Origin of the sequence: Pseudomonas sp. TAE6080, from assembly GCF_018732265.1 — a bacterium.
Classification (GTDB): domain Bacteria; phylum Pseudomonadota; class Gammaproteobacteria; order Pseudomonadales; family Pseudomonadaceae; genus Aquipseudomonas; species Aquipseudomonas brenneri.
The window spans coordinates 13,322-35,691 of the sequence record NZ_JAHIDY010000028.1 but is presented as its reverse complement, the minus strand read 5'-3'; the positions used below and the strand labels follow the sequence as shown (position 1 = coordinate 35,691).

Annotated in this window: 37 protein-coding genes, 2 tRNA genes and 1 pseudogene; 15 read left to right on the top strand and 25 right to left on the bottom strand. The window is 58.6% G+C overall.

The annotated features are described in order from the left end of the window. Position 1: 1 nt before the first annotated feature. From KL786_RS20060 to KL786_RS19940, 25 genes are all read right to left on the bottom strand, one after another. Positions 2-1,129 (bottom strand): DUF2213 domain-containing protein, encoded by a 1,128-nt coding sequence (locus KL786_RS20060; protein WP_215518724.1) that lies wholly within the window; start codon positions 1,127-1,129, stop codon positions 2-4. Then, the gene (locus tag KL786_RS20055) at positions 1,126-2,931 is read right to left on the bottom strand and encodes an anti-CBASS protein Acb1 family protein (protein WP_215518723.1); all 1,806 of its coding nucleotides are present in this window, start codon (positions 2,929-2,931) and stop codon (positions 1,126-1,128) included. The genes KL786_RS20060 and KL786_RS20055 overlap by 4 nt, the downstream gene beginning before the upstream one ends. Next, a complete protein-coding gene (locus tag KL786_RS20050) occupies positions 2,928-4,193 on the bottom strand; it encodes a terminase large subunit domain-containing protein (protein WP_252193787.1) in 1,266 nt (421 codons plus the stop codon). The genes KL786_RS20055 and KL786_RS20050 overlap by 4 nt, the downstream gene beginning before the upstream one ends. Beyond that, the gene (locus KL786_RS20045) at positions 4,171-4,704 is read right to left on the bottom strand and encodes a DUF2280 domain-containing protein (RefSeq protein WP_215518721.1); all 534 of its coding nucleotides are present in this window, start codon (positions 4,702-4,704) and stop codon (positions 4,171-4,173) included. The genes KL786_RS20050 and KL786_RS20045 overlap by 23 nt, the downstream gene beginning before the upstream one ends. 31 nt (positions 4,705-4,735) lie before the next feature. Further along, positions 4,736-5,359, bottom strand: coding sequence for a putative metallopeptidase (locus tag KL786_RS20040; RefSeq protein ID WP_215518720.1), 624 nt, complete (start codon positions 5,357-5,359; stop codon positions 4,736-4,738). Next, the gene (locus KL786_RS20035; protein WP_038440812.1) at positions 5,325-5,798 is read right to left on the bottom strand and encodes an Ntn hydrolase family protein; all 474 of its coding nucleotides are present in this window, start codon (positions 5,796-5,798) and stop codon (positions 5,325-5,327) included. The genes KL786_RS20040 and KL786_RS20035 overlap by 35 nt, the downstream gene beginning before the upstream one ends. Next, positions 5,795-5,983, bottom strand: a complete 189-nt coding sequence (locus KL786_RS20030) for a hypothetical protein (RefSeq protein WP_038440811.1) — start codon at positions 5,981-5,983, stop codon at positions 5,795-5,797. Before KL786_RS20030 ends, KL786_RS20035 begins: the two co-directional genes overlap by 4 nt. Continuing rightward, positions 5,980-6,171, bottom strand: a complete 192-nt coding sequence (locus KL786_RS20025) for a hypothetical protein (RefSeq protein WP_076964445.1) — start codon at positions 6,169-6,171, stop codon at positions 5,980-5,982. The genes KL786_RS20030 and KL786_RS20025 overlap by 4 nt, the downstream gene beginning before the upstream one ends. Positions 6,172-6,219: 48 nt before the next feature. Then, a complete protein-coding gene (locus tag KL786_RS20020) occupies positions 6,220-6,492 on the bottom strand; it encodes a hypothetical protein (protein ID WP_215518719.1) in 273 nt (90 codons plus the stop codon). Position 6,493: 1 nt separating this feature from the next. Further along, a complete protein-coding gene (locus KL786_RS20015) occupies positions 6,494-6,817 on the bottom strand; it encodes a peptidase M48, Ste24p (RefSeq protein WP_198717210.1) in 324 nt (107 codons plus the stop codon). A 179-nt stretch (positions 6,818-6,996) separates the two neighbouring features. Then, positions 6,997-7,072: transfer RNA gene (locus tag KL786_RS20010), tRNA-Met, on the bottom strand. Positions 7,073-7,088: 16 nt separating this feature from the next. Beyond that, on the bottom strand, positions 7,089-7,253 hold the full coding sequence (locus KL786_RS20005) for a hypothetical protein (RefSeq protein WP_215518718.1): 165 nt from the start codon (positions 7,251-7,253) through the stop codon (positions 7,089-7,091). Between the two features lie 132 nt (positions 7,254-7,385). Further along, entirely contained in the window at positions 7,386-7,931 is a 546-nt protein-coding gene (locus tag KL786_RS20000) for a hypothetical protein (protein WP_215518717.1), read from the bottom strand. Further along, positions 7,928-8,509 carry a recombination protein NinG gene (locus tag KL786_RS19995; protein WP_215518716.1) on the bottom strand — a complete coding sequence of 194 codons (582 nt, stop codon included), beginning with the start codon at positions 8,507-8,509 and terminating at the stop codon, positions 7,928-7,930. The genes KL786_RS20000 and KL786_RS19995 overlap by 4 nt, the downstream gene beginning before the upstream one ends. Beyond that, a complete protein-coding gene (locus tag KL786_RS19990; RefSeq protein ID WP_215518715.1) occupies positions 8,506-9,000 on the bottom strand; it encodes an HNH endonuclease in 495 nt (164 codons plus the stop codon). The genes KL786_RS19995 and KL786_RS19990 overlap by 4 nt, the downstream gene beginning before the upstream one ends. Next, positions 9,000-9,416: a recombination protein NinB gene (locus KL786_RS19985; protein WP_198718362.1), complete on the bottom strand. Its 417-nt coding sequence runs from the start codon at positions 9,414-9,416 to the stop codon at positions 9,000-9,002. The genes KL786_RS19990 and KL786_RS19985 overlap by 1 nt, the downstream gene beginning before the upstream one ends. Continuing rightward, entirely contained in the window at positions 9,413-9,889 is a 477-nt protein-coding gene (locus KL786_RS19980) for a hypothetical protein (RefSeq protein ID WP_051902981.1), read from the bottom strand. Before KL786_RS19980 ends, KL786_RS19985 begins: the two co-directional genes overlap by 4 nt. Continuing rightward, a complete protein-coding gene (locus KL786_RS19975) occupies positions 9,886-10,845 on the bottom strand; it encodes a hypothetical protein (protein WP_215518776.1) in 960 nt (319 codons plus the stop codon). Before KL786_RS19975 ends, KL786_RS19980 begins: the two co-directional genes overlap by 4 nt. Continuing rightward, positions 10,842-11,120, bottom strand: a complete 279-nt coding sequence (locus KL786_RS19970; protein ID WP_215518714.1) for a hypothetical protein — start codon at positions 11,118-11,120, stop codon at positions 10,842-10,844. Before KL786_RS19970 ends, KL786_RS19975 begins: the two co-directional genes overlap by 4 nt. After that, the gene (locus tag KL786_RS19965; protein WP_215518713.1) at positions 11,117-11,425 is read right to left on the bottom strand and encodes a hypothetical protein; all 309 of its coding nucleotides are present in this window, start codon (positions 11,423-11,425) and stop codon (positions 11,117-11,119) included. Before KL786_RS19965 ends, KL786_RS19970 begins: the two co-directional genes overlap by 4 nt. Continuing rightward, a complete protein-coding gene (locus KL786_RS19960) occupies positions 11,425-12,150 on the bottom strand; it encodes a replication protein P (RefSeq protein WP_215518712.1) in 726 nt (241 codons plus the stop codon). Before KL786_RS19960 ends, KL786_RS19965 begins: the two co-directional genes overlap by 1 nt. Then, positions 12,147-12,989 carry a DnaT-like ssDNA-binding domain-containing protein gene (locus KL786_RS19955; protein ID WP_215518711.1) on the bottom strand — a complete coding sequence of 281 codons (843 nt, stop codon included), beginning with the start codon at positions 12,987-12,989 and terminating at the stop codon, positions 12,147-12,149. The genes KL786_RS19960 and KL786_RS19955 overlap by 4 nt, the downstream gene beginning before the upstream one ends. Next, entirely contained in the window at positions 12,989-13,795 is an 807-nt protein-coding gene (locus KL786_RS19950) for a Rha family transcriptional regulator (protein WP_215518710.1), read from the bottom strand. Before KL786_RS19950 ends, KL786_RS19955 begins: the two co-directional genes overlap by 1 nt. A 334-nt stretch (positions 13,796-14,129) precedes the next feature. Beyond that, on the bottom strand, positions 14,130-14,318 hold the full coding sequence (locus KL786_RS19945; protein WP_010568074.1) for a hypothetical protein: 189 nt from the start codon (positions 14,316-14,318) through the stop codon (positions 14,130-14,132). A 39-nt stretch (positions 14,319-14,357) separates the two neighbouring features. Further along, positions 14,358-14,567 carry a transcriptional regulator gene (locus KL786_RS19940; protein WP_096143654.1) on the bottom strand — a complete coding sequence of 70 codons (210 nt, stop codon included), beginning with the start codon at positions 14,565-14,567 and terminating at the stop codon, positions 14,358-14,360. Positions 14,568-14,673: 106 nt separating this feature from the next. On the opposite strand from KL786_RS19940, the pseudogene KL786_RS29635 reads away from it, so the two are divergent. The 15 genes and pseudogenes from KL786_RS29635 to KL786_RS19870 form a co-directional block, all read left to right on the top strand. Continuing rightward, positions 14,674-14,856, top strand: a pseudogene (locus tag KL786_RS29635) (helix-turn-helix domain-containing protein); the annotation flags it as partial. Between the two features lie 18 nt (positions 14,857-14,874). After that, positions 14,875-15,393 (top strand): S24 family peptidase, encoded by a 519-nt coding sequence (locus KL786_RS19935; RefSeq protein WP_252193792.1) that lies wholly within the window; start codon positions 14,875-14,877, stop codon positions 15,391-15,393. 462 nt (positions 15,394-15,855) lie between these two features. After that, positions 15,856-16,053, top strand: a complete 198-nt coding sequence (locus KL786_RS19930; RefSeq protein WP_121183950.1) for a hypothetical protein — start codon at positions 15,856-15,858, stop codon at positions 16,051-16,053. Between the two features lie 64 nt (positions 16,054-16,117). Beyond that, a tRNA-OTHER gene (locus KL786_RS19925) sits at positions 16,118-16,193 on the top strand. A gap of 396 nt (positions 16,194-16,589) precedes the next feature. After that, entirely contained in the window at positions 16,590-16,907 is a 318-nt protein-coding gene (locus KL786_RS19920; protein WP_198849315.1) for a hypothetical protein, read from the top strand. 21 nt (positions 16,908-16,928) lie between these two features. Then, complete coding sequence (locus KL786_RS19915) at positions 16,929-17,189, top strand: hypothetical protein (protein ID WP_215518708.1); 261 nt, start codon at positions 16,929-16,931, stop codon at positions 17,187-17,189. A 21-nt stretch (positions 17,190-17,210) separates the two neighbouring features. Beyond that, on the top strand, positions 17,211-17,648 hold the full coding sequence (locus KL786_RS19910) for a hypothetical protein (RefSeq protein WP_215518707.1): 438 nt from the start codon (positions 17,211-17,213) through the stop codon (positions 17,646-17,648). Then, on the top strand, positions 17,645-17,830 hold the full coding sequence (locus KL786_RS19905) for a hypothetical protein (RefSeq protein WP_215518706.1): 186 nt from the start codon (positions 17,645-17,647) through the stop codon (positions 17,828-17,830). Before KL786_RS19910 ends, KL786_RS19905 begins: the two co-directional genes overlap by 4 nt. Next, positions 17,827-18,030, top strand: a complete 204-nt coding sequence (locus KL786_RS19900) for a hypothetical protein (RefSeq protein ID WP_215518705.1) — start codon at positions 17,827-17,829, stop codon at positions 18,028-18,030. Before KL786_RS19905 ends, KL786_RS19900 begins: the two co-directional genes overlap by 4 nt. Continuing rightward, positions 18,027-18,482, top strand: a complete 456-nt coding sequence (locus KL786_RS19895; RefSeq protein ID WP_215518704.1) for a hypothetical protein — start codon at positions 18,027-18,029, stop codon at positions 18,480-18,482. Before KL786_RS19900 ends, KL786_RS19895 begins: the two co-directional genes overlap by 4 nt. 159 nt (positions 18,483-18,641) lie before the next feature. Then, complete coding sequence (locus tag KL786_RS19890; protein WP_215518703.1) at positions 18,642-19,799, top strand: hypothetical protein; 1,158 nt, start codon at positions 18,642-18,644, stop codon at positions 19,797-19,799. 7 nt (positions 19,800-19,806) lie between these two features. Continuing rightward, entirely contained in the window at positions 19,807-20,751 is a 945-nt protein-coding gene (locus tag KL786_RS19885) for a recombinase RecT (protein ID WP_215518702.1), read from the top strand. Next, complete coding sequence (locus KL786_RS19880) at positions 20,738-21,370, top strand: lambda exonuclease family protein (RefSeq protein WP_215518701.1); 633 nt, start codon at positions 20,738-20,740, stop codon at positions 21,368-21,370. Before KL786_RS19885 ends, KL786_RS19880 begins: the two co-directional genes overlap by 14 nt. Further along, positions 21,367-21,960 (top strand): hypothetical protein, encoded by a 594-nt coding sequence (locus tag KL786_RS19875; protein WP_215518700.1) that lies wholly within the window; start codon positions 21,367-21,369, stop codon positions 21,958-21,960. Before KL786_RS19880 ends, KL786_RS19875 begins: the two co-directional genes overlap by 4 nt. 69 nt (positions 21,961-22,029) lie before the next feature. Further along, positions 22,030-22,356 (top strand): hypothetical protein, encoded by a 327-nt coding sequence (locus tag KL786_RS19870; RefSeq protein WP_215518699.1) that lies wholly within the window; start codon positions 22,030-22,032, stop codon positions 22,354-22,356. The last annotated feature ends 14 nt before the right edge of the window (positions 22,357-22,370 follow it).

Here is a 22,370-nt window from a genome sequence, read left to right as displayed (position 1 = left end):
CTTACTTGGCGGGCTGAGTGGAGTTGAGGTCGGCCAGCATCTTCGCGCGGGCGGCGTCTGCCGGGTTTTCGCCTGGCTTGCCGTCCTGCTGAATCATGTGTTTGCGGAAGGGGTCGCCGGCCGGGTCTTTGGCGGCATCGTCGACCAGAATGTCGAAACGCGCGTCGATGTAGGCGTCAGCCTTGCCGGATACGGCTGCATCGCCCAGCTTGGCAATGACCACGGCCTTGCGGATCTCGGCGTCGGTCTTGCCGGTATAGTCGGCATCGGCGATGGCCTTGGCTTTGCTGAGCAGGTCGGCGCGGGCGGTTACGCGCTTATCGATATCGGCGTCACTGATCACGGCCGCCTTCAGCTTGGTGATCTCGTCGTCTTTCTTGGCCAGTTCGCCGTCCTTCAGCGCGATCGCAGTAGCGTGCGCGTCGGTCAGGGTCTTGGTGGCAGTGGCAGCATCGGCAAGCTTGGTGTTCAGCTTCTCGATGGCCTGGGCGCCTTGCTCGGTGACATCAATGGAGATGCCATCGACAAGGAGTTTTCGCAGTGCATCAGCCATGTCATGGCCTCCTTTGGGGGTGTCTGGTTTGTGGTCACCGATGCGAAGATCGATGCCGCCCCGAGCGCGATGCTCCAGGCTGAGGTGGTTCATTTTCATGGGGCCGAGGTAGCAGTCGTACTGCTCGCCGTCGCCGGTTACGCCATCCTGGAACACGACTTCGGCGCCGTATCCCATGGAGAGCTCACGTTTACCTGACTCGTAGTCCGCAATGGCCTTGGCGTCCATCAGCACCAGCGGCACCTTGACGAACTGCCCGTCGCGGACAACTTCGCCACCGGTCTGGCCGATCGCGACGTCTTTCCAGTTCTTGGAATTGACGCCATCACCGCCCGGGTGGCCGTTCGTCATTGGCCGGTATGCGTACGAGTGCATGGCGTCAGCGTGGAACACCGCGCTTTCGGGCCGGTACACGCGCACGATTGGCTTGTCGCGCAGGCCGTGCTCGTTGTCAGGGTCAATCTCGGTTCCCAGATAGTCCTGAATGCCGGTGCGTGCGACTCGGGCTTCGGCCACCAGGTATCCGTCCTCGGTGCGCCGCACGCCCGTGACTGGCACGGAATCGGTGAAGATCATTGTGCGAGCTCCTCGAAGATCTCAGGACCCAGCTCAATCGCGCCACGGTATGGCTCGACCTTGTCGATATCGACGCTGCCGGGTTCGTAGGTGAAGGTGATGTGGGGCTGATAGTCTGGCCAATCCCACGATGCGCCAGCCTCAACGATGGTGACGTGACGCCAAGCCAGTTCGGAACTGTTGAACAGCAGCACAACCGCGCCTTCGCCGAACTTGTCGATCATCCTTGCCCCGCACGGTGCGATCTTGAGCTCGCCCTTGCCATCGCCCGACCATGACTCGCCGACCTTCATCCAATCGACCAGGTTGCGGCTGTAGGCGACGGTGACATGCAGATCATTGGCGGGCACGGTTGATTCAAATCCCTGAGCCTTGGCCCAGGCGATGATGTCGGCCCCATTGGTGACCTTGCGGGACACGTACAGCGTGCGCGGCGCGGCATCGGAAAGGGCTTTCTTGTCCGCTACCGGATCCTCTTCACTTGCCGGAAGATCGTCATCAACTGCTCCGCCCTCTTCGTCTGGCAGCTCGGCGCCGAATTGGTCGATGGCCGCTTCCAGCCCAGGCATCACGCTCAGCTCGACCAGAAGGTTCACCGAGGCCGCCGACAGCGCGTCTTCAGGGAACAGGCCGGAGTCTTTCAGCGCCTTGATGGTGTCTGCGGTGGTCTTGCCAATGTCTGCCCGCTCCTTGGCCGTGGTCTGCCACAGTGGAGACCATGTGTAATGGATCTCCTTGGGCCGAACGCCCAGAGCGGAACGGATCAGGCACTCATCCAGCACACTCATGGCTGGCTTGATTTCCAGCTTCTGGCGAGATGCGACGTTGTCATAGTAATTGCGGGTGTTCTCTTCGCCGTTGGCGCCCAGCCCAGAGGAGGACTGGCCAAACATGCGTGTGCCGGGGATATCGAACGCGCCGGATACGCCCTGCTCTGTCTTGGCGATCACATCAGGCAGAGTTCCGAAGCTGGCAGACTTCGAACTGTGCGTCTCGGCACCGTCGAGGATCAGCGTGCCGTTGATGCCCTTGGCGGTAGCAGCCAGACGCAGGCGCTCAAGCAGCAAGCGCTCGTAGTTCTTGTCCTGCATGCTCGTCATCAGGTTTGGGATATTGATTACGTCGATCTTGGCCTCGTAGACCAGGCTCACCACGTTGGCCACCGTCTCGTCGTAGTGACGCACTGCGGGCATGGCGGCCAGCAGCACCGAGTCGCCCCAGCCGAAGCCGGTTCCCACCGCCAGTTCTGGGTCAGGGTGCGGCGTCCCGATGAAGATCACCAGGCGCGACGGGTGTATCTCGACCATGCTGCCCGGCAGCCGGTACGCCTTGGGCTTACCGAAGCGCGGGCTCTGCGGGTCTTGCTCAATCTCGGTAGCACTGAGTTGCCGGCGGGTCATGACAGTGAGGTACTTCACTCCTGCCTGCTTGACTCGCTCAGGGTTCAACTCGGATGCCGTGTCGCGCTCACCGGTGCCGATGAACACAGCAGCACCACCGAACAGTCGGGCCTTCAATAGGGCCTCGAGGATCTTGCCCTTGACGTTCAGGCGGTCTTCCTCGGCCTCGATCAGCTCGATCTGGGCCTTGTCGGCCTGCCAGCTGCGCCAGTTACGGCACGCGTCCACCGCAGGGATGGTCACGCCCTTCTGCGCAGTCCAAGAGCCACGGAAGGCGTTCAGCAGCTGCTGGTCGTCCATCTCCGGCACGGCATAGTGCGAGTGGGATGCCTTGTCGCGCGCAGTACCCAGTCCTGCGACCAGGTTCTGCAGGCTGTCTTTCAGGTAGCTGAATGCGCTCATGAGTTGCTCACGTTTGCGAGTGTGTAGCTGCCCGCAATCGGGAAGCGCTGGACAATGAAGTAGCCAAGTGCGTCGACCGGGTCTTCAGTGCCGTCCTTGTTGGGTTGGCCGTGCTCGTCGTAGGCCTGCTGCTCTAGAACCTGGGTGGTCACCGGACAGTTGTCGGTGTTCACCAGGTAGCGGCGCTTCTGTTCGATGTTCAGGAACATGGCGTTCACGGCCAACACCCGGTCCCGAACCATTGGGTTTGACGGGTTCACCATCACCATGAAGCCAGCAGCGCGGAGCAGGCTGTGATCCGACTCGCTGCCGTTGACGCTCTTGCGGTTCTTGCCGCTGGCGTCGGGATAGACCGTGATGCTGTGCCCCGGGAAGCGGCGCTTCAGCTCGACGATCATGGCCGGGGTGTCGAACAGGCTGGTGGCCTCTTCCAGCAGCATGGGCAGACCGTCGCGGATGACGTGGACCGTCGCTGCCATCCGGTTGATGTTGAAGTCCATGCCGATGTGCAATTGCTCTCCTGGGCGGATGGTTGCATCCGTGTGGTTCTGCTTGCGGCAGAAGCTCGGGTACACGCTGCCAGACGTCAGGTTGACGAACAGGCCGTCGATGTAGGCGTCCACCAGGTTGGCCGGGTAAGACTTGCGCAAGGACGGGATGTAGTCCTTCGGTAGGTTCTTGGCGTTCTGCCGCGTCGAAGCGTGCACGATGCCGTAGAACTGCCGCTGTGACGGGTCGGCAGCCAACTCCTTGACGAACTTGCGGTACACCCAGTTGAAGCCTTCAGGCGTCGTGGTGACGTCGATCGTGTTCTGTTCTCGACCCGGCCATACCGTGGACATCCGCGCGATGATCTTCTTCCAGGCGCTGTCTGCCTTCTTGATCGGCATGCAGTCGATCTCATCGACCAGGGCGTGGGCGATGTTGAAGCCAACGATCCGGTGCGGGTGCTCCATGCTCTTGCAAATGATCCTGGAAAGGCAGCGTCCCTTCTTGTCTCTGAGGTACACGCGCTTGTTGCTGGCGACGATGTCAGCGAACAACCCGAACGCCTCTGCGACTCCAGGCAAGGTGTCATAGAAGATGTCGGTAATCTGCGGATAGGTCGGCGCAAAATAGCCCTGAGGGATACCAGGAAACTCCAGAGCGTTGATGCACATCCGCACGCAGCCAACGAAAGTCTTGCCGCTACGGTAGCCCCCGACGAAGGCCATGAACTTGTTGTGGCTCTTGATGAACTCAAATTGAGGCTTGTTCAGCATCAGGATCGCTTGCATCTTCAACCCCGATGATTACTTGCTTAGGCTCGGGCAGGCCCTTATCCGGGTCCTCCAGTTCGCGCTGTAACTTCTGGATGTTCAGCCGCTTGATCTCGTCGTCCAGCGACTTGTCTGGCTCCACGCGGCGGTTGACGAAGGCATCACCCATCTCCTTGGCCGCCTGCTCAAGGATCTGCATAGCCAACCCGATGTTCTTCATCGTCTCGGCCTTCTCCACGAAGCGATTCATGGCGCGGAGGCGGAAGGCACGGTTGGCGATCGGGATATCAGCCGTCTCTTCGCGGAAGCGCTTGCGGGTGTCCTCGAACATCGTCACCCAGCGCTTTGCAAGGCCTTTACCCGACGTCTTTGTTGGGTCGTGCGTCTCCACCTGCTGGCGGGTCACCACAACCCCGTATTCTTTCTGGACAGCTTCAACGACCTGTGAGGGCGTGTCGAAGCACGCCAGGGCCTGAACAATAAAGGCCTTCACGTCGTTTTGAAGGGCTGCCATAGATTCTCATCCGTCCAGAGCCTGTCCAGAATCAGGCCGATCTCAGCAGACAGGTTCCGCAGGCCCTCGCAATGTTCAATTTCCCCACCTCAGCAGGACTGTTTGCAGCATCCACCAACACTTGAACGTCAGGGCTTGCACCATAGCGGCGGACGACGCCGACGAATTCCTCGACGTCATGGCCGCGCATCTCAAGCTTTGGAGCACCCTCTTTGCTGAAGGCTGGCTGACCGTATTTATCCATGGCGTGTGCAATGTGATACAGCTCATGCTCTACCAGGGCACAGAAGTCGATGTCGCTGCACTGGGCGCAGTAGTCAGCTGCAAGCGTGATGATGAAGGCCGGCACATCGCCGAACCAGTCACGCATCTGTTGCTCCATTCGGGCTTTCTGCCAACCACCCGCGCGGAACGCTACCTGCTCGGCCTGGCCCAAGACTGTGCGGCCCTGCTTCTCGAAGCTCGACGACGCCCACATGATCCGGATGTCTGCATCCAGAAGATGAGCATGGTCTTCGTTGTGAATGATGCCGGTGTCGGCGAGGATCTCGGCCTGGAGCCACTCCCACACTTCAGGTGCAGGGGTCAGGCGGATGCCGAAGTCGGATAGATCGGACAGCTCAAGCAGTGACGCCGGGGGCAGTGGTCTTTGCATCAGCCATCCCCTCTTTAATGATCACAGTACGGATCGTGCCGCCGGTGTAGACATCGCGCTTGGCCGCAGCCTCGACAGCTTCCTTGGCTGTTGCGCCCATATCCATCGCAGCCAGTGCAAAGTCGCGCCCGCTACCGATGGCAAACGGTCGCTCCATCCACACCTCGTCCACCCAGAACCCGCTCTCGGCATCGCGACCAATCTGGCAAAGCCTGCCATTGGTGACGACCAGCCCGTTCGCATCGAGCGGCTTATCGCTGGACTTCATGCCGAAAAACTCATCCATCAGGGCGGCAAAGTCCGCACCGCAACCGGTGAACAGGAACTGATGCCCACTCCTATGGATCAGCTTCTCGTAGTCGTCGTGGTCGATGAGAGAGCCGCGCGTCACTCGGGAGTCATAGGCAATCACTCCGTCTTTGTAGGCAATGGTCGTCATGCGGTCACCTGTTGTAGCCACTCTTCAATGATTCGCCGCACCACCAACTCGGTCAGGATGGTCGACGGCTTCTTGCCCTCAACCACCGATTGGATAAGCTCACGCGGAAGAACGTGGACACCATCACTGGCTACCACCTTAAGGTGCGGGCGGTGGTCGGCGATATCATGGACTTTAGCGGTCATTGGCACACCATCTGGTGGGTTTGCGCATGGGCGTGGCCGTGGAGCAAGCTCACGATCAGCCCCTGGGGCAGCCCGGCTGCCTTGGCAGCATCCACTGCATCGGCAATAGCCTTGTCGAGAGCGCTTACTGCGGCGTTGATGTCTTGGCCCAACGGGAGCGCGTGGCGCAGGCGGGTAACGTTATGTATCGGACAGCTCCGCGCCACGATTTGGCGCATTTGAAAACGTGGCGCGGATTAATCGGGGCTGACCATCAGCTTCCCGCGTTTCGCCCAGGCATAAACTACAACGCCCGCGTGAAGCATCACGCCGAACGGGTTTACCAAAAGACCCTGCATCGAGGTGACGAACGACCCGAAGGCGCCAATGGCGACCAGGTAGAACGCAACACTCAGCAGAGGCTGGTCGATTGGGCGAACCCGTCGCAGGTAATCGCATGCAGCCAGAGCGACGACGATGCACAAGGCCGCATCAATCAACCCCAGCGCTGATACAAGAATGCTGTTCATGTCAGGCACCTCGCGTCGTCGGGAAAGACCCTATGACTGCTTTGATGGCTGGGATGATGTTCATGGCGGTTAGGCCAAGTACGAAGGCAACGCCACACAGAAGGTTGTCATCGACGACAAGGTCAAGACGAATAGCAATCCACCCAGTGACAGGCTGTGACAGGTACATCGAGAAAAAGAAACCGGTGGCCACTGCGGCGGCTGCCTGGCCCCGGGTTAGATCCCTCAGAAAACCGAGAGATAGAATCGAGCCAATGAATGCAGCCATGACCACGCCGTACTTCACCAGCAATACGCCGGCGGCAGTGCTCGTTGGTTCTGCCATTGGGTTCTCCATGGAATAAAAAAGGCCGTCAGGTGGCGGCCAAACGCTGGGGAGCAGCGGCGAATAGATCAGCCCCGGCGGCACTCCAAGCTCAGAGCGAAGGGTGTGGCGGGGCCGAAAACAAGAAGGCCCCGATCAATGCCGAGGCCTCAATAGGCCCTCAATGAGAACCTTTGAATTGGTTGCGAGGGATGGATTCGAACCATCGACCTTCGGGATATGAGCCCGACGAGCTGACCGCTGCTCTACCACGCAAAAATCAGGGGGACGACTACAGGTTCTTTTTGTGGATGCGCCAGCCCATGGCGACACCGGGGTGCAGATACTCGCCGGTGCGCGGATGGCGCGAGAAGTCGGTCTCGCCAACTTGTCGCGCAACTGCTTCCCAGGCCTTACGGGCCCGCTCCAGCGTGCTGATTCTGGTCTTCAGCTTCATGCGCACCTACCGGCAGTAGAATTAAGGCAATAAAAAACCCGGCGCTGTGGCCGGGTTTGTTTGTCTCTTGCATCACCTACATGCGCAAGTACGACAGGATGGGTGAATAATGGCTCATTGGCTCAGCCATCGTCAAGCGACTTCTGATATCACAAGGCCTTCCTGCTCAAGGATGTGCTGAGCCTCGACCAGAGCCAAGTCAACACTGCTCTCCAGCGCCTTGCGAATGTCACTCCTCCACCGCTCCTGGGTCTTAATCGGATGCGGTTCGTTTGACCAGTTATCCATCTCGTACCAGCCGGCCGGCAGGACGTTCGTTGAGCGCTTCCCGTCCACGCCCGGCAGCCGAGGCAACGCCCACGTAACCACGGCACAGTGAAGGAACCGCTCAGGCGCCGGTGAGCGCATCACACGGGTCAATTCTGCAATTGCTGCATGCTTGCGCTCGGTGTGCGTGGAGAACTTCGCCACAAGGGCGCGCCAGTGTTCGGCGGACAGCGATTTGTGTAGGCGACCGAAAACCCAGCAGTCGGTGAGGAATGCAGCCTCCTTGCCGACGATCTCCCCCTTCTGCTTGGCGCACTGCACCTTTGGCTCAAAGTCGCAGCCGCCGGCGGAGTTGATGGTTTCGGCGGCGAGCGCCCGGACAACTGCGGATACCACGTTGCGATAAGTCATGCCGCTCTCCCCTTCAGCTCTCTGGTCTTTGCCCGGTAATCGGCGGCCATCGCCTTCAGCTCTTCCACGGTGTACTTCTTGGGCTCATGAGGGCCTTCAAGCCATGCAACCTTTTCCTCACCGATTCTCTGTAGGAGCGAGATTCGGTAATTGATGAGGTTTCCTGATAGGTGGTTATTGCACGGGGCGCACTGTTTCCAGGCGTTGAGCGGTTCAAACCTCAACTCTGGGTTCGCTCCTACAGTGCGGTAATGGCCGGCGTGATATTGGCCTTCGTGGTGGCGACCGCAACTGATGCAAGGCAGATCCGCGTCACGGGCGCGCACCCAGGCGTTGAAGGCGACCTGCGTGTCTTTGAGGTGGTCCGCACGAGTCTTGAGCGCCTCCTTGCGCACCTTGATGTCCCGGCGCCCGGCCTGGGCCAGCGACTTCTTCTCCTTAGCCTTCTGCGCCTCTACGGTGGCCAGCGCACACTTAGGGCTGCACACCGCCTGACCGAGGCGCTGCGGGACGAATGAGGCCCTGCATGCTGGGTTCTTGCAGGTCTTGGGCTTGGGTTGTTTGGCTTGAATGCTCATAGAGTGCACCCCGCATGAATCTTTCGCTTTTCGGCCACGTACGCGTCATGGGCCGCTATGGCAGTATCGAAAACCCCAAGGTGATGTTTTTTCCCTAAGTGATGGATCTGCGCACAGAATCTTTTGCCGAGAGGCGAAACCCCCAAATAACCGGATGAGTTATCGGATCGCGGGCGGCGCTGATTTTGCACGTTCAGCAACTGATCGCCCGGACGAAGATTGCTAAAGCGGTTATTGGCGCCAACCCCGTCTCGATGATCAATACCGGTGGCGGGGTCTTCACCTGTAACCCAGTACCACGCGAGGCGATGCGCAAAATAGCGAACACCGTCTACGGTTATGAGCAAGTAACCATTCTTCTGCAAAGAGCCTGCTGGCTCGTCTTGATATCGTCCCTTCCTGCGAACCTTCCAGGTGAAAACCCCGGTTTCTTGTGAGTAATGGATCTGATCGATCAAGTACGAGTGATCTGGCATTGAATTCAACTTCATCAGTACCGGCCCCCATAGTGATCCTGAGCCGCCCAGCGGACGCCCTCTTGGCTGCCAAATGCTTCGATCCAAGTGATAAGGCTTGCGCACTGGGCAATGCTCAGCTTTGAGGTGTGCTCGAAAATCATATCTATCCCATGCCCATCCAAAGCCGGAACCAGCATCGGCGAATGTCCGGCCTCTCTGAGCCATGCTGCGGTGCACAGTCGCTTCCATACGTCGATGGTGAGTTTCTGACCGTGCCAGGAAACTTGCTCTGCGATTTGGCTCAGTAACTTGTGGAGCAACTTGTTCTGCTCCCCGCTGCGGTCCACTTCGGTGATGGCCAGCTTCTTGGGCTTGGCCAGATCCAGGCCGGCGATGTAGCCCATGGCCTTGCTGCGGTCTGATTCGTTTCGTATCTGGAGGCTGGTCATGCTGCAACCTCCGCCAAAGGCTCGCCGTTGCGGTGGACCAAAAGATGGTCGCGCGAGATAAAGGCGTCGACGACGAAGCCGCCAAGGTCGATCGCCAGCGGAATGCCATCGCCCTTGCCGCGAGCCACGTAGTACTTGCGATCCTTACGCCCTTGAACCGGGTCAAGGACGAAGTAGTTCTCGTCGGTGACCTCGATCAGGATCTGGTGGTTGCCACCCTCGATGTTGAGCGACGGTGACGTGCACAGGTACACACCCTCATCGGCCAGCGGCGGGCAATCCAGACTGAAGAACGCCGTGTATTCAACGCCCAGGCGCTCGAGCATCTGCCGTAAGGTCAGATCGCCGTCGCGATATGGCTGGTGCATTTCTTCGATTACTTCCTGTGCCGGGCGCCCAACGATCATTGCCAGGCAGGTCGACACGCAGCTGTACGGGCACGGTTGCATTTGGTGAGTGATGATCGGGCTCATGACTGTTCTCCCTTCCCCATGGCAGCGCGACGGCCTTCGTGGAACGCCATTACGTCCTGCATTCCGTTATCCACAGCGACAATCTCACGGTCGAAGTAGGCCTGGCTGTCGGTCTCCCCTTCTGGCGGCAGCTCACCCGGTCCCGCCAAGGAGTTGTAGATCCACTCCATTGCGGCGGCCGGGCCCTTGCCATGCTCTTCCTCGATGAGAGCCGAACGCATGGCGAGGATGTGGCGACCGAACAGCAGATCCAGCTCCTTGATACGCATCCTGGACTCTTGAAGCTTGTCGATCATTGTCCCGCGCTCTTCGCTCCAGCACCCCTCGTTGAACTTGACTGTGTCTTTCCACTCCGTGACTTCTTCGCGCAGCGCAGTCAGCTCTTCGGCCTGCCGCTCTACCTGGCCTTTCCACATGTCGCGGTTACGCTCAAGACGTTCGTTCTCAGCCTTCAGCTCAGCATTCACCTGCTCGTAGGCTTCGTAGCCGGTCTTGAGGCCGGCGATTTCGGCGCGTAGCTGGTCGCGCTCAGCGAGAATCTCCTGTGCTTTCCTAACGCTCTGCCAATCGCCATAAACACGCAGATTCCCATCCAGCGTCATCCCAACCGTTAAAAGCTCAGTGAGGCGCGCGTTTTCGCGCTGCGCTTCCTGCATGTCCTCGATGTAAGTGATGGCCGCCGACTCAATCTCGCTATTTTCCGTGGAAAGACGCTCGTTCTCGGCCTTGAGCTGCTCGTTCTCGGCCTTGAGCTGGTCAACCTGCTCATCCAACACCTTGACCGTCGCGTCTCGCGTGGAAATACCGTCGTAATCGTGGCGAGGATCAACCTCAAGACGATTTGTCAGCCGCTCGTTCTCGGCGATCAGGGCCAGGATGACGTCAGGCGCAAGGCGTATATCGTCACGGCCGATCAGTGCCTCGGCCCGGCTCTTGAGTTCTGTTAAGTCGATCATTCCGACACCTCGAACTTTATACCCTGCTCTTCGATTGCGTCGGCGCAGCTGTCGCGCATGACTCGCGCCGCTTCTTGGCTGTACTCGCCAAAGCATTCAGTGTTTGGCAAGGTGATCACCAGCGCCTCGCGCATTGCCCCGATAGCGGCATCAGCCTCGGCCCACACGGAATGGTCGGCGCCAATGTCCTCAAGCTCCATGTCGCACCGGTCTTCTTCTTCGCGGCGGATATTCCAGATTGCTCTCGCAACCGCTTCACGCATCTTGTCGCTCATGTCCGCTTCTCCCCTGCTTCTGCGATCACTGCCATGCGCTCCATGCGCTCCGATTCGTCTTTGCGGATCGCCCGAACCATCGTGAAGATGCAGTAGCCGAGGCAGATGGCGATGGGCGCGAACAGAATCCAGCCGTTCAACACCCAGGCCTTGCGCCACTCGAAGGTGCCAATGGCTGTCCCCTCGTAGATCCACGGACCGATCCAGATAGTGTTCAGCGGCCCCCAAATCACAAAACAGAAAACGAGCATTGTCAGCACTGCTACGGCGCAGCGAATACCTGCCTTATCGGTGTGATCTTTCATCAGAATTTCTCCGCGCCGCGCTGTGCATCGCGCTTGATGTTCATTTTTGCCAGCAGCAGTTCGCGGGCGGACTTGCCGTCGGCCGGGATGCCTTGCTGGAGGATTTTTGCCTGGACCTGCTGGTCGGCAAGGTCGTTGGCGAGTTCGAATTCCGTTTTCTGGCTGTCGTGGCCGATGCCGGTGGCGATCTTGCCGTCGAGCTGCTGACCAGCCTGGGCTCGGCGAAGGATGATTTCGTAGCTCCGGTCGAAGCGGGCGCGAAGGCCCTTGTCTTCCTGCCTGGCCCCGCGAAGATCGAACAGCCCGGTAGCCTCGGCGGCCAGCTTCACCGCTTCATGGCTGTACGTGGTCATCAGCGCTTCGATCCAGGCATCAGCAACGGCCGGCATGCCGAAGTCTTCCGGGCCGGGCACGCACATGGCGATGAACTCCCCCACGCTCGGAGCGAAAGGCTTCTTGAGCTTGCGGCACTTCTGGATACCGAACTCGATCTGCTCCAGGGTGCGAATGCCCTCGTCGGCAAACTCCTTGATCCATTCGGACTTGGCAGCGTCGAGTGCTTCGGTAGACGGCCATGCCTGGCGCCATGCAGGGAAGATCCCACGCAGACGGCGGAACAAGTCGTTCACCACTTCGGCCGTCTGCGGCGTCACATGGAGGGGCAAGGCGTGAATGGCTGGCGGCAGGTTTCCCATGGTCGCCATCAGTTGGTTGACTGGCTTCATGGGCTCACCACGATGCCTTCGGCCCAGGCGTTGCTGTCGAAGTCAGGCTCGTTGCTCTGGCGGCGCGCCGGGAACTGACGGACGTTGCTGGCTTGATTTCGGTCAGTTTTGACCCACTTCACCAGCAGCGCCACCCATGCGTCTTGCGTCTCCATCCGGCCGGATGCCGTGTAGTGACAGACGAACGAAGCCGTGGCATCAGCAGTGAACACATCCACCGGCAGCGTCATCCGAAGGGCATAGTTTTTCAGGAGGTTCCGGTTCGGCTCCCAATCCAGCGTCATTTCAGATGGCGCCTTGGGGTCGACAGGAACGGGGTCGTCTTCTGGCTTTTCTTCTCCCTGCACACCTTCGGCTGGCGCCAAGCCGTCGAACGTTTCGGCGACCAGCGCTTCGTGCGCAGAGAGAGAGTTGTGTTGATCTTTATTCTTCTCTACATCTACATCTTCTTTAGGTAACGCAGAAGTAACGATGCTAGCGTTACCTTTTGCGTTACCTGCTTTATGACTGGCTACGCGCTTTGCCGTGAGGAGCCTGTTTTTAGCGGTCTTCCCGTTGTGACGCTCAAAATGAGGAAGGCTGATCACACCCTCAGCTTCTGCCATCCAGCCCACGGACTTCATGTGATCGCAGAAACCGGTAACGCCTACTGAGCGATCAAGTAACTTTTTACTAACGCTTGGAGCGTTACCATTTTCTGTTTGCTGATCGAACCAAGCCCACACACGCATGAGCTTCCCCACCACCGCATCCGGATCAATGCCGGCCAGGTCGGCGATAAGGCAAACCTCTGGCTTGTCCATGGTAGTGAGTTCGAATTTAATCCAGTCGCCAGCCATTACTTGGCTCCTTTGCCGACAAGGCAGGCCAATTCAAGGAAGCGATCCACGTACCAGTGCGGGGCGGTCTCGCGGGGGTTGTTGGGGCTGGTCAGGTTCTTGCCATAACGAAGGCCCTTATCAGTCACCGACCAGAAGTCGACGACGCCGCGCTTGGTGCTGTTGCGCTGGCACTTTTTGATAAAGCCGTTAGCGGCCAATAAGCGGTTGAAGGCCGTGGCTGTGCTGGCTATCCCGTTTTCTTTGATGAGGTCGGTGATGGGCTTAGTTTCCATCGAAGATCCGCCAGTAGCGTCTGGAGCGGCGTCGATGGCATAGCCAGGGAGGAATTTCGCGTCCAGTCCGTTGTTGGCGGCGATCTTGGTCAGCATCATCATTTGGCTTGATGGCGCCGGCTTCAGTAGTCTGGTGAAGCACTCCATGATCGCCAGCTCCCCGATGACCTTAACGCTGGCGGGCAGCTCGGGCTTTTGAGCCTGCTTTTCAAGGTACTGCCAGCGATCAACCAGCTTTCCGGTGAACTCTGGCGAGAGCTGCGCGACGATAACGTAACTATCACGTTCGCCAACGTTGTAGATCCTGGTGGCGCGAGGACGACCAAGTTTGTCCGTGGACCATTCATCCTCAGATTGAGGGTGGACCAATCCGCCCTGGGCCAAGTCCTCGATGAGGCGCTTCACGTTGTCGTGACGCCTCTTGGTCAGCTTAGATATTTCTACGGATGACATTGTCCGCGCCACGTTTTGCGATTGCAGAAAACGTGGCGCGGATTCGTTGGTATTGACGATTGATTGGGGAATAGGCATTATTCGCTCCAGAACTGATTTGAAATTGCTGCACGGAAAGCCACCCTTGCCCGGTGGCTTTTTTGTGCGTCCGATTTACTGCTGGGTTGTTTCACTGGCAGATCCTCAATAGTCCCTGAGGGGCTAATCAGCCCTTTCGTCCTATGGAAGCGACGTTGCTCCGGCTCTTTGGTGGCCGGGTCATTCGATCCAGCGCCCGGTTCATGATTGTTGCGGCCAGCTCTGCGGGGGTTACTCCGTTGCGTCTGGCCAACAACTCCAGATCAGCGACTCCCTGCCAATCGAGCTGGATTTCCAGCGGTTTTCTTTCAGGCACAGTCCCTCCCTAGCCACTTCAGGCCACGTCTGTTTTCGCGTTAAGCTCTTCCATCATCTGGTTCAGGCCGCGCTCGAGGATTTCCCGGGCGAGTACTGCTTTCTGGGTCCGCTGGAACCTGGCCATGGCGGTCAGCAGGTCGTCGGCCACCTCATCCAGGCGGACCTTTGTGGGTTTGTCGTGCATGTGGCTTGGGTCGAAGTGCATCGTTTTTGCTCCTTTGAGCATGCAAGGTGGTTAAAAGGGTTAAGCGACTGATTCGATCGGATACAGGTCAGGACGAAGCTCATGCCGGGAAACGCCGGTGGCTTTCTCGATCGGCAAAACGCGGCCTGCCGGTACGTTGCCGGACGCGCACATGCTCTGAACTGCTTGGGGGGTGCAGCCAAGAATGCGGGCAAGTGCCGATTGGCCTCCCGCTGCCTTCGCTGCTCGAACTGCTGCGTTTTCGTTCATATAGGCCTCTGCCTGTTGATTTACAAGCAGAGATTACAATGCCCCATTGCAATCTACAAGTGGATATTGCAGTGCCGGCTACAAGTAGTGTTTGTATATTGGCGCCATGGAAAATATCGCTAGCAGAATTGCCCGCGCCCGAGAGGCGAAAGGGCTAAGCCAATCCCAACTCGCAAGAGACATGGGGATTTCGCCTCAGGCTGTCCAAAACTGGGAGGCTGGGAAGGCAAACCCGAAGGGTGACCGCCTGTCCTCCCTTGCCGTGGTCCTCGGGGTTTCCGTGGAACATCTCGTAACTGGCGCGCCCATGAAGGCCTGGCCGTCAGAAGTGGATGCGACGTCACCGGACGCGCTATCACATCCGGGCCTTCAAGGAATCAGCGTATGGGATGACCAGACACCGCTGGACGATGATGAGATCGAGGTGCCTTTCTTAAAGGAGGTTGAACTTTCGGCAGGATCGGGGAAATTTGCAGTGGAAAGTAATTCCAGGGCAAAGCTGCGATTTGGCAAGTACACATTCATGAGGCTAGGGATTCAGCCAAGCAACGTAGTGTGCATGCCGGTGAAGGGCAACAGCATGGAGCCGCTTCTATCAGACGGTTCTACTGTTGCGATCGATACCGGCGCCACCGCAGTTGTTGACGGGAAAATGTATGGCATCCTCTATGAGGACATGCTCCGGGTAAAAATTCTGTACCGCATCGCAGGGAGCAAGCTGCGCATTCGCTCGTTCAACCGTGACGAGTATGAAGATGAAGAGGTCGACGCCGCCAATGTTCGAATCATTGGGCGGGTCTTCCAGAGTTCCACAATCTTTTCTTGATGGACCACCACCGACAAGAGCCCGCTTAGCGCGGGCTTTTTAACGCCTGCTTGTAATGGTCGAGGAATTATTTTGTGTTTTTTTACAATCTCCACTTGCATGCTACAAGAACAACTTGTAGATTTACCCCGTCGAGTCACCCAACAGGGACTCGCCAGGGCCTCAGGGCCTGACCAGCTCTTTAGTCACACAGCTTCACCCTTGCCGGATCACCACCGGCCCAGATTCAAAGGCAGCGATGAACCGGCCTAAACGGTTCAGAGGGTTGGCAACTGACCCGGGCGTGCAGCGTAAAGCGCCAAGAACAGTTATCCAGCGGGAGAACAAGCCGAAAGGCCCGCGGCTGGAAGAACAATTTGAATCGATCTGTACCGCGCCAGTAGCGCCGAAGGATCAACGGAAAGTTTCACTGATGCGCCTGGTTGGCCGGGCGCATTGGGAAAACAACCGGAGGAATACAGCATGACCACGATCATCAAGGACACCTTCACCAGCGGTGCACAGGTGAGTATGGAAATGGATAAGGACGAAGGTGAGCTGTTCGTCTTTCATTGCCCAGCCGGCCAAGGCTGCAAGGTCAGCAAATGGCCTCTGGACAGCTACCACATGCCGATCGCAATGGCGCATTACACAGAGTGCTGCGCGGCTGAGACCGCTTGAACAACCAGCGCCACGACAGCCTGTCGTTAACTGCCCGATCCTCTCTATGAGAGCGCATCGGTCTGCACTCAGCGATAGCTCAGCAAGGAAGAGCACCTTGAGTGGAAGCCATGCCGGGTTCGAATCCCGACCTGAGTGCAGACCGATGCGGAAGTGGCGCCCAGCTTCAATGGGCGCGGTTAACGAAGTACCTGTGGCCGTCCCTTCCCTCGATATGGGGGTAAACGAATTGCGCCGCTGGATGGGTCCACGCCAAGCCAGCCGTCGGAGTAGCGTCCAGCCTTCCGCATCACCCATCTCATAGGTGGCCACTGCCTTCCCAGTGAGCGAACGATAGGAGGGTTTCACCATGGACTAGCTCAGTGAAGTAGATACCCCGCGCCACGTAGGGAGGTCTATGTGTCGCACCGAAAGCCCGGTCTCGACTGGGCTTTTTTACGCGCCTCTACCCGTCAGCACTCCTTCCCCGCGCCCATCGGCAACCAGCGGGAGGCATGAGTGTTGAACGAATACAGGTGAACAAACCGGAGAGAGTCATGAGCGATTCATTCCAAAGCAAAAACATCGTCAAGGCGCGAAGCCCGCACAACTGCGAGTGCTGCCGTCGGACCATTAACCCCGGCGAACGCTACATCAACATTGCCGGGAAGTGGGATGGCGATTTCTACGCAGTCAAGACCTGCATGGGCTGTGACAGCCTCATGGATTTGATCTGGCAGTTCGACGTGGAGCACGAAGGCTTGCTCGCTGATGACGGGCTTCCGTTTCGCGAAGTAATCGAAATCGGCGAAGAGTTCGGCCTTATTTGCAGGATTCCAAACCGGCCGGCGCATACAGCCGCCCGTTCCGCCTAACCCCAAACACTGGAGGTCGCCATGGCCCGCACTTACGAATATTGGATGGTCAAGGATGGTGAGGACATTGCCGTCAACCTGACCGTTGTCTCTTTCTCGGCCTCGAAAGGCAACTTCAGTTCGCAAGCCGCCGATCCCGATGAGTACTTCGGACATTGCGAAATCAATTGGGAGTCGAAAGACGACACCAGCTTCATGACTGAATCCGAGATCGCCTCAATGGAGGAATGGCTTGTGAATGAGCATTCCGAATATCTGGCTGATCAAGACTACTACGACTAACCCGCCACCTTGGAGGTGACCATGAGCGCAGTATTGAAATTATGCCAGGAGCGTTACGACGCTCAGTTGCCTCCAGAGGTCAGCGAGGCGAACCCGGAACAGGAGTGGCTGGAACACTCGGCGGAACAGTTGGTGTGCGGCATAGACATCAAGTGGAAGCGCCGCTACGGCCGGCCGCAGGTTTTTACGTTCGACCGGTACTGCACGTACCTGCAAGGCATCTTGAATCAGCGCCAGATCGACAGCCTGGACCAGCGCGACTCATTCGCCCGGTTATTCCTGTCTTCGATCCTGGGCAGTCAGGCCGACTCGCGCGGTCACGCTGCCGACCTGATCGGCCAGCAGCGTCCCATAGAAGCCGCCGAGCGCATCGCCATGGAGCTTCTGAAGCCATACGCCACCGATGCTGTGGCAGCAGAGCGGGAAGCGGCCGAAGACGACGTGGATGGTGACCTATGAGCGCGCACATCCTCATCGACGAAGCACTCGAAAGCCTCACGCATGCCACCAGCACGGCGGACGAGGCGCTAATTGTTCAGCGGATGATCGCCCAGTTCTTGATTGACGAAACGATCACTCTCAATGAATTCGACCACTACTGCGCACGCCTCAACAAGGTCTCGCGCAAGGAGGCTGCATGACTACTCCAATCGTGAAATCGCTGATCGACGAGCAGATTGAAGAACTGCCCGCCGACCGCATGACCCTGGCCTTCACTCACACAAAGTGGCTGGGCGCCCTGTCGCTTGCTCACGACGCAGGCATCCCCAATGTTCACGCCTGGAGCGGCCGAGCCTGTATGTGCGGTGAGTGGACTGTGGCTTATGAGGTGAAGGCATGAAGCTTGAGCGCTCAATACTCATCACCTTGGCGGCTCACGAATCAGCTTTGCAGCGGATCAAGTCATTATCGGCAGAAATTGGACTTCACCTTGGCCGGTGTGAAAACCGCTTTGACTTGATTGGCCCGAAGCCTGCCAATGAATTCCCTGAACTTGGCGATCCGCCTTGGCCGAACGGAAGCGAAGAGCACTGGCAGATCCTGTACGACGAGAAAAATCGCCGAAAGACGCACATGTGGGAAGCTTTCCGAGAATGGTCGGAAGAAGAGGATCGAAGACTGGACGACAAGGAAGTGATGGATTACCTGCTGAAGCAGGGCTGTGTCCACTGCACCAGAGCTTGGTATTTCGCCAGAGAACGCAAGAAAGCCCGCCGAGATCTGGGTAACTTCCGTCGCTCATTGCGAGCTCTAGGTAAGTCAGCCATGAAAGCGCTGGACCCTAAACCATGACCACCCACCAGCGGCACCGGCGCCGCGCCATCCGCTGGGCCTTCTTCATCACCGGCCTGATCTTCTACGCCGTCCTGTTCCTGGGCCCCGCTATCGGCGGCCTGATAACCGAATAACCCCCTTCACAGCGCCCCTATCCGGTGGCGCGGAGAGATAGTCATGTCCGCAAATCAACTTGCTGTAACCATCGACGACATCAGCGAAGCCAATGCCCCGGCGATCTACGTGAAAGACGGCCTGAAGCCTTTCCTACAAGCCGTGAAGGAAGAAGTCAGCTCGCAAGTGCCTGACCTGACCACCGCTAAAGGTCGCGCTCGCATTGCATCCTTGGCCAAGAAGGTCAGCGACTCAAAGGTGGCTGTCGAAAAGCCAGGCCGGGATTACCTGCGCCGACTGAAGGAAATGCCAAAGGTCGTTGAGGTCGAGCTGAAAGAGTTCGTCGACGCGATGAACGCACTGCGTGACGAGACACGCAAACCGCTGACTGACTGGGAAGCAGCCGAGCAGGCCCGCAAAGACAAGCACGTTGACGGCATCCAGGCCATCAAGGACATGACCGTTTTCGAGGCAACCCCGGCTGCCGCCCATGTCGCCAAACTCATTGCCGACCTTCAAGCCGTTGAGATCAACGATGCCTGGGAAGAGTTCTTGCCAGAGGCCGCCCAGGTGAAGGACGAGACACTGGCAAAGCTGCGCAACCTGCTGGCCGAGCGCGCCCAGCACGAAGCTGAGCAGGCTGAACTGGTCAGGCTGCGCGCCGAAACAGAAGCGCAGGCCAAGCGAGACCGCGATGCAGAGATTGCCCGTGTTGCCGCCGAACAAGCCAGGCTCCATGCCGAGCAGCAGGCCCAGGCCGAACGTGACGCAGCAGCGCGCCGCGAGCAGGAGTTGCTGGACCAAGCCGCAGCCACTCAGCGCGCCGCCGCACAGGCCGCACTGGACGCAGAGGCAGTCGCCGAACGCCAGCGCCTGCAGCTGGAACTACAGGCTGAGCAAGCACGCACAGCAGCCGCCCAGGCAGAAGCAAGTCGTGTTGCCGCTGAACAGCGCGCCGAGCAAGAGCGCATCGCAGCCATTAAGCGCCAGGAGGAAGCGGTAGAGCAGGCACGCATTGCTGAGCAGGCTCGCGCCGACGCTGCTGCCGACGAGATCCTGCGCCAGGCAGAAGCCCGCGAAGCCGACCTTGAGCACAAGAAGTCGATCAACCGAGCAGCCCTGGAAGCTTTCATTGCTGGCGGCATGCCCGAGGCTTGCGCAAGGCAGGCGGTCACCCTGATCGCACAGCGCAAGATTCCAGCCATAACAATTTCCTACTGAGGTCACCATGAGCCAAGCCGTCGCAACAATCACTCAGGACATCTACGGTGCGCGCAATCAGTTCGCCAACGTCCTGACCGACCGATCGCTGAACTTTGAGCGCGAGGCTGAATTCGCCATTCAAGTGATCACCTCCGGCGAGTACGCCACTAAGATTGCCGTGCAGAACCGACAGTCCGTGGTCAATGCCATCACCAACATCGCGGCAATCGGTATCAGCCTGAACCCAGCTAAGAAGCAGGCCTATCTGGTTCCCCGCGACGGAAAGATCTGCTTGGACATCAGCTATATCGGCCTGATGGACTTGGCCATGGCCACTGGCGCAATCCGCTGGGCTCAGGCCGAACTGGTCTACACGGCCGATTCTTTCGCCCTGAATGGCTTCGATAAGCCGCCGACCCACTCATACAACCCGTTCGCCAAGGATCGTGGCGAGGCTGTCGGCGTGTATGTGGTGGTCAAGACTGCAGACGGCGACTACCTCACCGAGACGATGAGCATCGACGATGTTAACGCTATCCGTGACCGCTCAAGCGCCTGGAAAGCGTGGATCAGCAAGAAGTCTTCCTGCCCATGGGTTACCGACCCTGGCGAAATGGCAAAGAAGACAGTTGTGAAGCGCGGCTACAAGTACTGGCCGAAGACGGAGCGACTTGAGCAGGCCATTCACCACCTGAACACCGACGGCGGCGAAGGCCTTGCGTCAATCCAAGGATCCGCACCAACCGATACCGAGATGGTGAATGACTGGATTGATCTGGCGATGCGTGCCGGAAGCCTGGAAGCGCTCGCTGAGGTTTACCACAACGCCACAGCAGCCATGAAACAAGCCAAAGATGCTGCTGGCCACGCCCGCTTCAAGGCGGAGGTGACCAAGCGCAGTGAAGCCCTGAAAGCAGCGGCCGAGCCCATCGAGGGCCAGGCTGAGGAGGTGTTAGATGGAGCAGCGTAGCGCTGAATGGTTTGCGGCCAGGCTGGGCAACGTAACCGCCAGCCGAGTCAAGGATGTGATGGCCAGCGGGCGCGGCGGCGCGCCTTCTGCCACTCGCAAAAACTACATGATGGAGCTGCTTTGCGAGCGCCTTACCGGTCAGCAAGGCGGCAGCGACCTTTCGCGCAATGCAGCAGTGCAGCGCGGCGTCGAGCTTGAGCCATTCGCCTGCATGGCCTACGAGGCTGATAAGGGCCTGATGGTGGCTGAGACCGGCCTTGTCATGCACTCGACGATCCAAGGCTTTGGCGCATCCCCTGATGGGCTTGCCGGTGATGATGGCGTGCTTGAGATCAAGTGCCCGAACACTGCGACCCATATCGCGACGATGCAGTCAGGCAAGCATGACCCTCAGTACGAGTGGCAGATGCTTGCCCAGATGGCTTGCACCGGCCGTAAGTGGGCTGACTTCGTGAGCTACGACGACCGCCTGCCCGAGGAACTTCAATACGTCTGTTTCCGGTATGAGTTCGATTTCAAGCGCGCCCGTGAGATGGAAGCCGAAATAAAGGCCTTCCTGGAAGAGCTGGCCGACCTTGAGAAGGAAATGCGGGAGCGGATGAGGAGTAAAGCAGCATGATCAGCATCCTCCGTAACGAAGTAGAGCGCCTGCGCCCTGCCCAGGAAGAACTTGCCGCCCAGGTCGCTGAGTTTGTGGCGGCCGGCGGGCGGATTGAGGAAGGCACGGCCAGCGGCTACATACCCAAGCCAATCACCTACAGCAACCAGATGCCGCCGGCGCCAAAGCCGTTTGTTCGTCGGCGGGTTGAAGCTACTCCACTTCCGATTGAGCCAATCGACGCCAGAGCTGATAGGCGCGCCAAGCAGGCCGAACAAGCAAAAGCCCTGGCAGCCACGCATACACAAACAGAGGCATGTTTCGCCCTGGGCATGACGAGCAAAACCATAAAGTCCTTAGCGAAGGAGTTTGGTTTCACGTTCAAGCGCTCAACGCATGGCGGATACAACGGACCTGAGCGGAAAAAGGAAATTTCGGAGCGAGACGCCAAATTCGCTGAGCGCATCAAGGCATTCAAGGAGCTTGGCGTCTCACGCCGAGTGGTTTGCGGAAAGCTTGCAATATCCAACAGGACGCTAGAGCGCATTCTTGGCGAGTACTGCATCGACTATCCGAAATCAACTCGCGGACAGCGCCCGTGCGCCGCATAGCCCGCATCCAGCAACGCAAACGTCAAACCTGGCTCGCACTGCCGGCCAGCGGAATAGAAGAGGTAGGCCATGGCAAAGACTGTGCAGGAACGCTCGGCAAAAACTGCCAGGAAGCGCGTGGCACTTGCCGAAGAGGAACTGAGGCTCAGGGTTCGACCAGGCACCCGCCAGGCCCTGGCCGAACTGATGGAGTGGTCAGGCATTACTGAGCAGGGCGAGGCCATGACCTTGATGATTCATCACCTGCACGCGATGGGCTCTGCGAAGTGCCAGCCGCTGCTGAATCCGCCGCGCCACGAAATCGAGATATCACAAAACGTGGCGCGGGAATTCCGCAATAAAAGCCTTCTCGCCATCCAGAAAGACCCGGGCGACGAGATCATCGAGCCCGCGTAACCCACCCTACTCGC

Bases quoted from the DNA above. Each gene is read 5' to 3' on its own strand.
- KL786_RS20060 (WP_215518724.1), bottom strand. From the start codon at position 1,129: ATGATCTTCACCGATTCCGTGCCAGTCACGGGCGTGCGGCGCACCGAG.
- KL786_RS20055 (WP_215518723.1), bottom strand. From the start codon at position 2,931: ATGAGCGCATTCAGCTACCTGAAAGACAGCCTGCAGAACCTGGTCGCA.
- KL786_RS20050 (WP_252193787.1), bottom strand. From the start codon at position 4,193: ATGCTGAACAAGCCTCAATTTGAGTTCATCAAGAGCCACAACAAGTTC.
- KL786_RS20045 (WP_215518721.1), bottom strand. From the start codon at position 4,704: ATGGCAGCCCTTCAAAACGACGTGAAGGCCTTTATTGTTCAGGCCCTG.
- KL786_RS20040 (WP_215518720.1), bottom strand. From the start codon at position 5,359: ATGCAAAGACCACTGCCCCCGGCGTCACTGCTTGAGCTGTCCGATCTA.
- KL786_RS20035 (WP_038440812.1), bottom strand. From the start codon at position 5,798: ATGACGACCATTGCCTACAAAGACGGAGTGATTGCCTATGACTCCCGA.
- KL786_RS20030 (WP_038440811.1), bottom strand. From the start codon at position 5,983: ATGACCGCTAAAGTCCATGATATCGCCGACCACCGCCCGCACCTTAAG.
- KL786_RS20020 (WP_215518719.1), bottom strand. From the start codon at position 6,492: ATGAACAGCATTCTTGTATCAGCGCTGGGGTTGATTGATGCGGCCTTG.
- KL786_RS20015 (WP_198717210.1), bottom strand. From the start codon at position 6,817: ATGGCAGAACCAACGAGCACTGCCGCCGGCGTATTGCTGGTGAAGTAC.
- KL786_RS20005 (WP_215518718.1), bottom strand. From the start codon at position 7,253: ATGAAGCTGAAGACCAGAATCAGCACGCTGGAGCGGGCCCGTAAGGCC.
- KL786_RS20000 (WP_215518717.1), bottom strand. From the start codon at position 7,931: ATGACTTATCGCAACGTGGTATCCGCAGTTGTCCGGGCGCTCGCCGCC.
- KL786_RS19995 (WP_215518716.1), bottom strand. From the start codon at position 8,509: ATGAGCATTCAAGCCAAACAACCCAAGCCCAAGACCTGCAAGAACCCA.
- KL786_RS19990 (WP_215518715.1), bottom strand. From the start codon at position 9,000: ATGAAGTTGAATTCAATGCCAGATCACTCGTACTTGATCGATCAGATC.
- KL786_RS19985 (WP_198718362.1), bottom strand. From the start codon at position 9,416: ATGACCAGCCTCCAGATACGAAACGAATCAGACCGCAGCAAGGCCATG.
- KL786_RS19980 (WP_051902981.1), bottom strand. From the start codon at position 9,889: ATGAGCCCGATCATCACTCACCAAATGCAACCGTGCCCGTACAGCTGC.
- KL786_RS19975 (WP_215518776.1), bottom strand. From the start codon at position 10,845: ATGATCGACTTAACAGAACTCAAGAGCCGGGCCGAGGCACTGATCGGC.
- KL786_RS19970 (WP_215518714.1), bottom strand. From the start codon at position 11,120: ATGAGCGACAAGATGCGTGAAGCGGTTGCGAGAGCAATCTGGAATATC.
- KL786_RS19965 (WP_215518713.1), bottom strand. From the start codon at position 11,425: ATGAAAGATCACACCGATAAGGCAGGTATTCGCTGCGCCGTAGCAGTG.
- KL786_RS19960 (WP_215518712.1), bottom strand. From the start codon at position 12,150: ATGAAGCCAGTCAACCAACTGATGGCGACCATGGGAAACCTGCCGCCA.
- KL786_RS19955 (WP_215518711.1), bottom strand. From the start codon at position 12,989: ATGGCTGGCGACTGGATTAAATTCGAACTCACTACCATGGACAAGCCA.
- KL786_RS19950 (WP_215518710.1), bottom strand. From the start codon at position 13,795: ATGCCTATTCCCCAATCAATCGTCAATACCAACGAATCCGCGCCACGT.
- KL786_RS19945 (WP_010568074.1), bottom strand. From the start codon at position 14,318: ATGCACTTCGACCCAAGCCACATGCACGACAAACCCACAAAGGTCCGC.
- KL786_RS19940 (WP_096143654.1), bottom strand. From the start codon at position 14,567: ATGAACGAAAACGCAGCAGTTCGAGCAGCGAAGGCAGCGGGAGGCCAA.
- KL786_RS19935 (WP_252193792.1), top strand. From the start codon at position 14,875: ATGAAGGCCTGGCCGTCAGAAGTGGATGCGACGTCACCGGACGCGCTA.
- KL786_RS19930 (WP_121183950.1), top strand. From the start codon at position 15,856: ATGACCACGATCATCAAGGACACCTTCACCAGCGGTGCACAGGTGAGT.
- KL786_RS19920 (WP_198849315.1), top strand. From the start codon at position 16,590: ATGAGCGATTCATTCCAAAGCAAAAACATCGTCAAGGCGCGAAGCCCG.
- KL786_RS19915 (WP_215518708.1), top strand. From the start codon at position 16,929: ATGGCCCGCACTTACGAATATTGGATGGTCAAGGATGGTGAGGACATT.
- KL786_RS19910 (WP_215518707.1), top strand. From the start codon at position 17,211: ATGAGCGCAGTATTGAAATTATGCCAGGAGCGTTACGACGCTCAGTTG.
- KL786_RS19905 (WP_215518706.1), top strand. From the start codon at position 17,645: ATGAGCGCGCACATCCTCATCGACGAAGCACTCGAAAGCCTCACGCAT.
- KL786_RS19900 (WP_215518705.1), top strand. From the start codon at position 17,827: ATGACTACTCCAATCGTGAAATCGCTGATCGACGAGCAGATTGAAGAA.
- KL786_RS19895 (WP_215518704.1), top strand. From the start codon at position 18,027: ATGAAGCTTGAGCGCTCAATACTCATCACCTTGGCGGCTCACGAATCA.
- KL786_RS19890 (WP_215518703.1), top strand. From the start codon at position 18,642: ATGTCCGCAAATCAACTTGCTGTAACCATCGACGACATCAGCGAAGCC.
- KL786_RS19885 (WP_215518702.1), top strand. From the start codon at position 19,807: ATGAGCCAAGCCGTCGCAACAATCACTCAGGACATCTACGGTGCGCGC.
- KL786_RS19880 (WP_215518701.1), top strand. From the start codon at position 20,738: ATGGAGCAGCGTAGCGCTGAATGGTTTGCGGCCAGGCTGGGCAACGTA.
- KL786_RS19875 (WP_215518700.1), top strand. From the start codon at position 21,367: ATGATCAGCATCCTCCGTAACGAAGTAGAGCGCCTGCGCCCTGCCCAG.
- KL786_RS19870 (WP_215518699.1), top strand. From the start codon at position 22,030: ATGGCAAAGACTGTGCAGGAACGCTCGGCAAAAACTGCCAGGAAGCGC.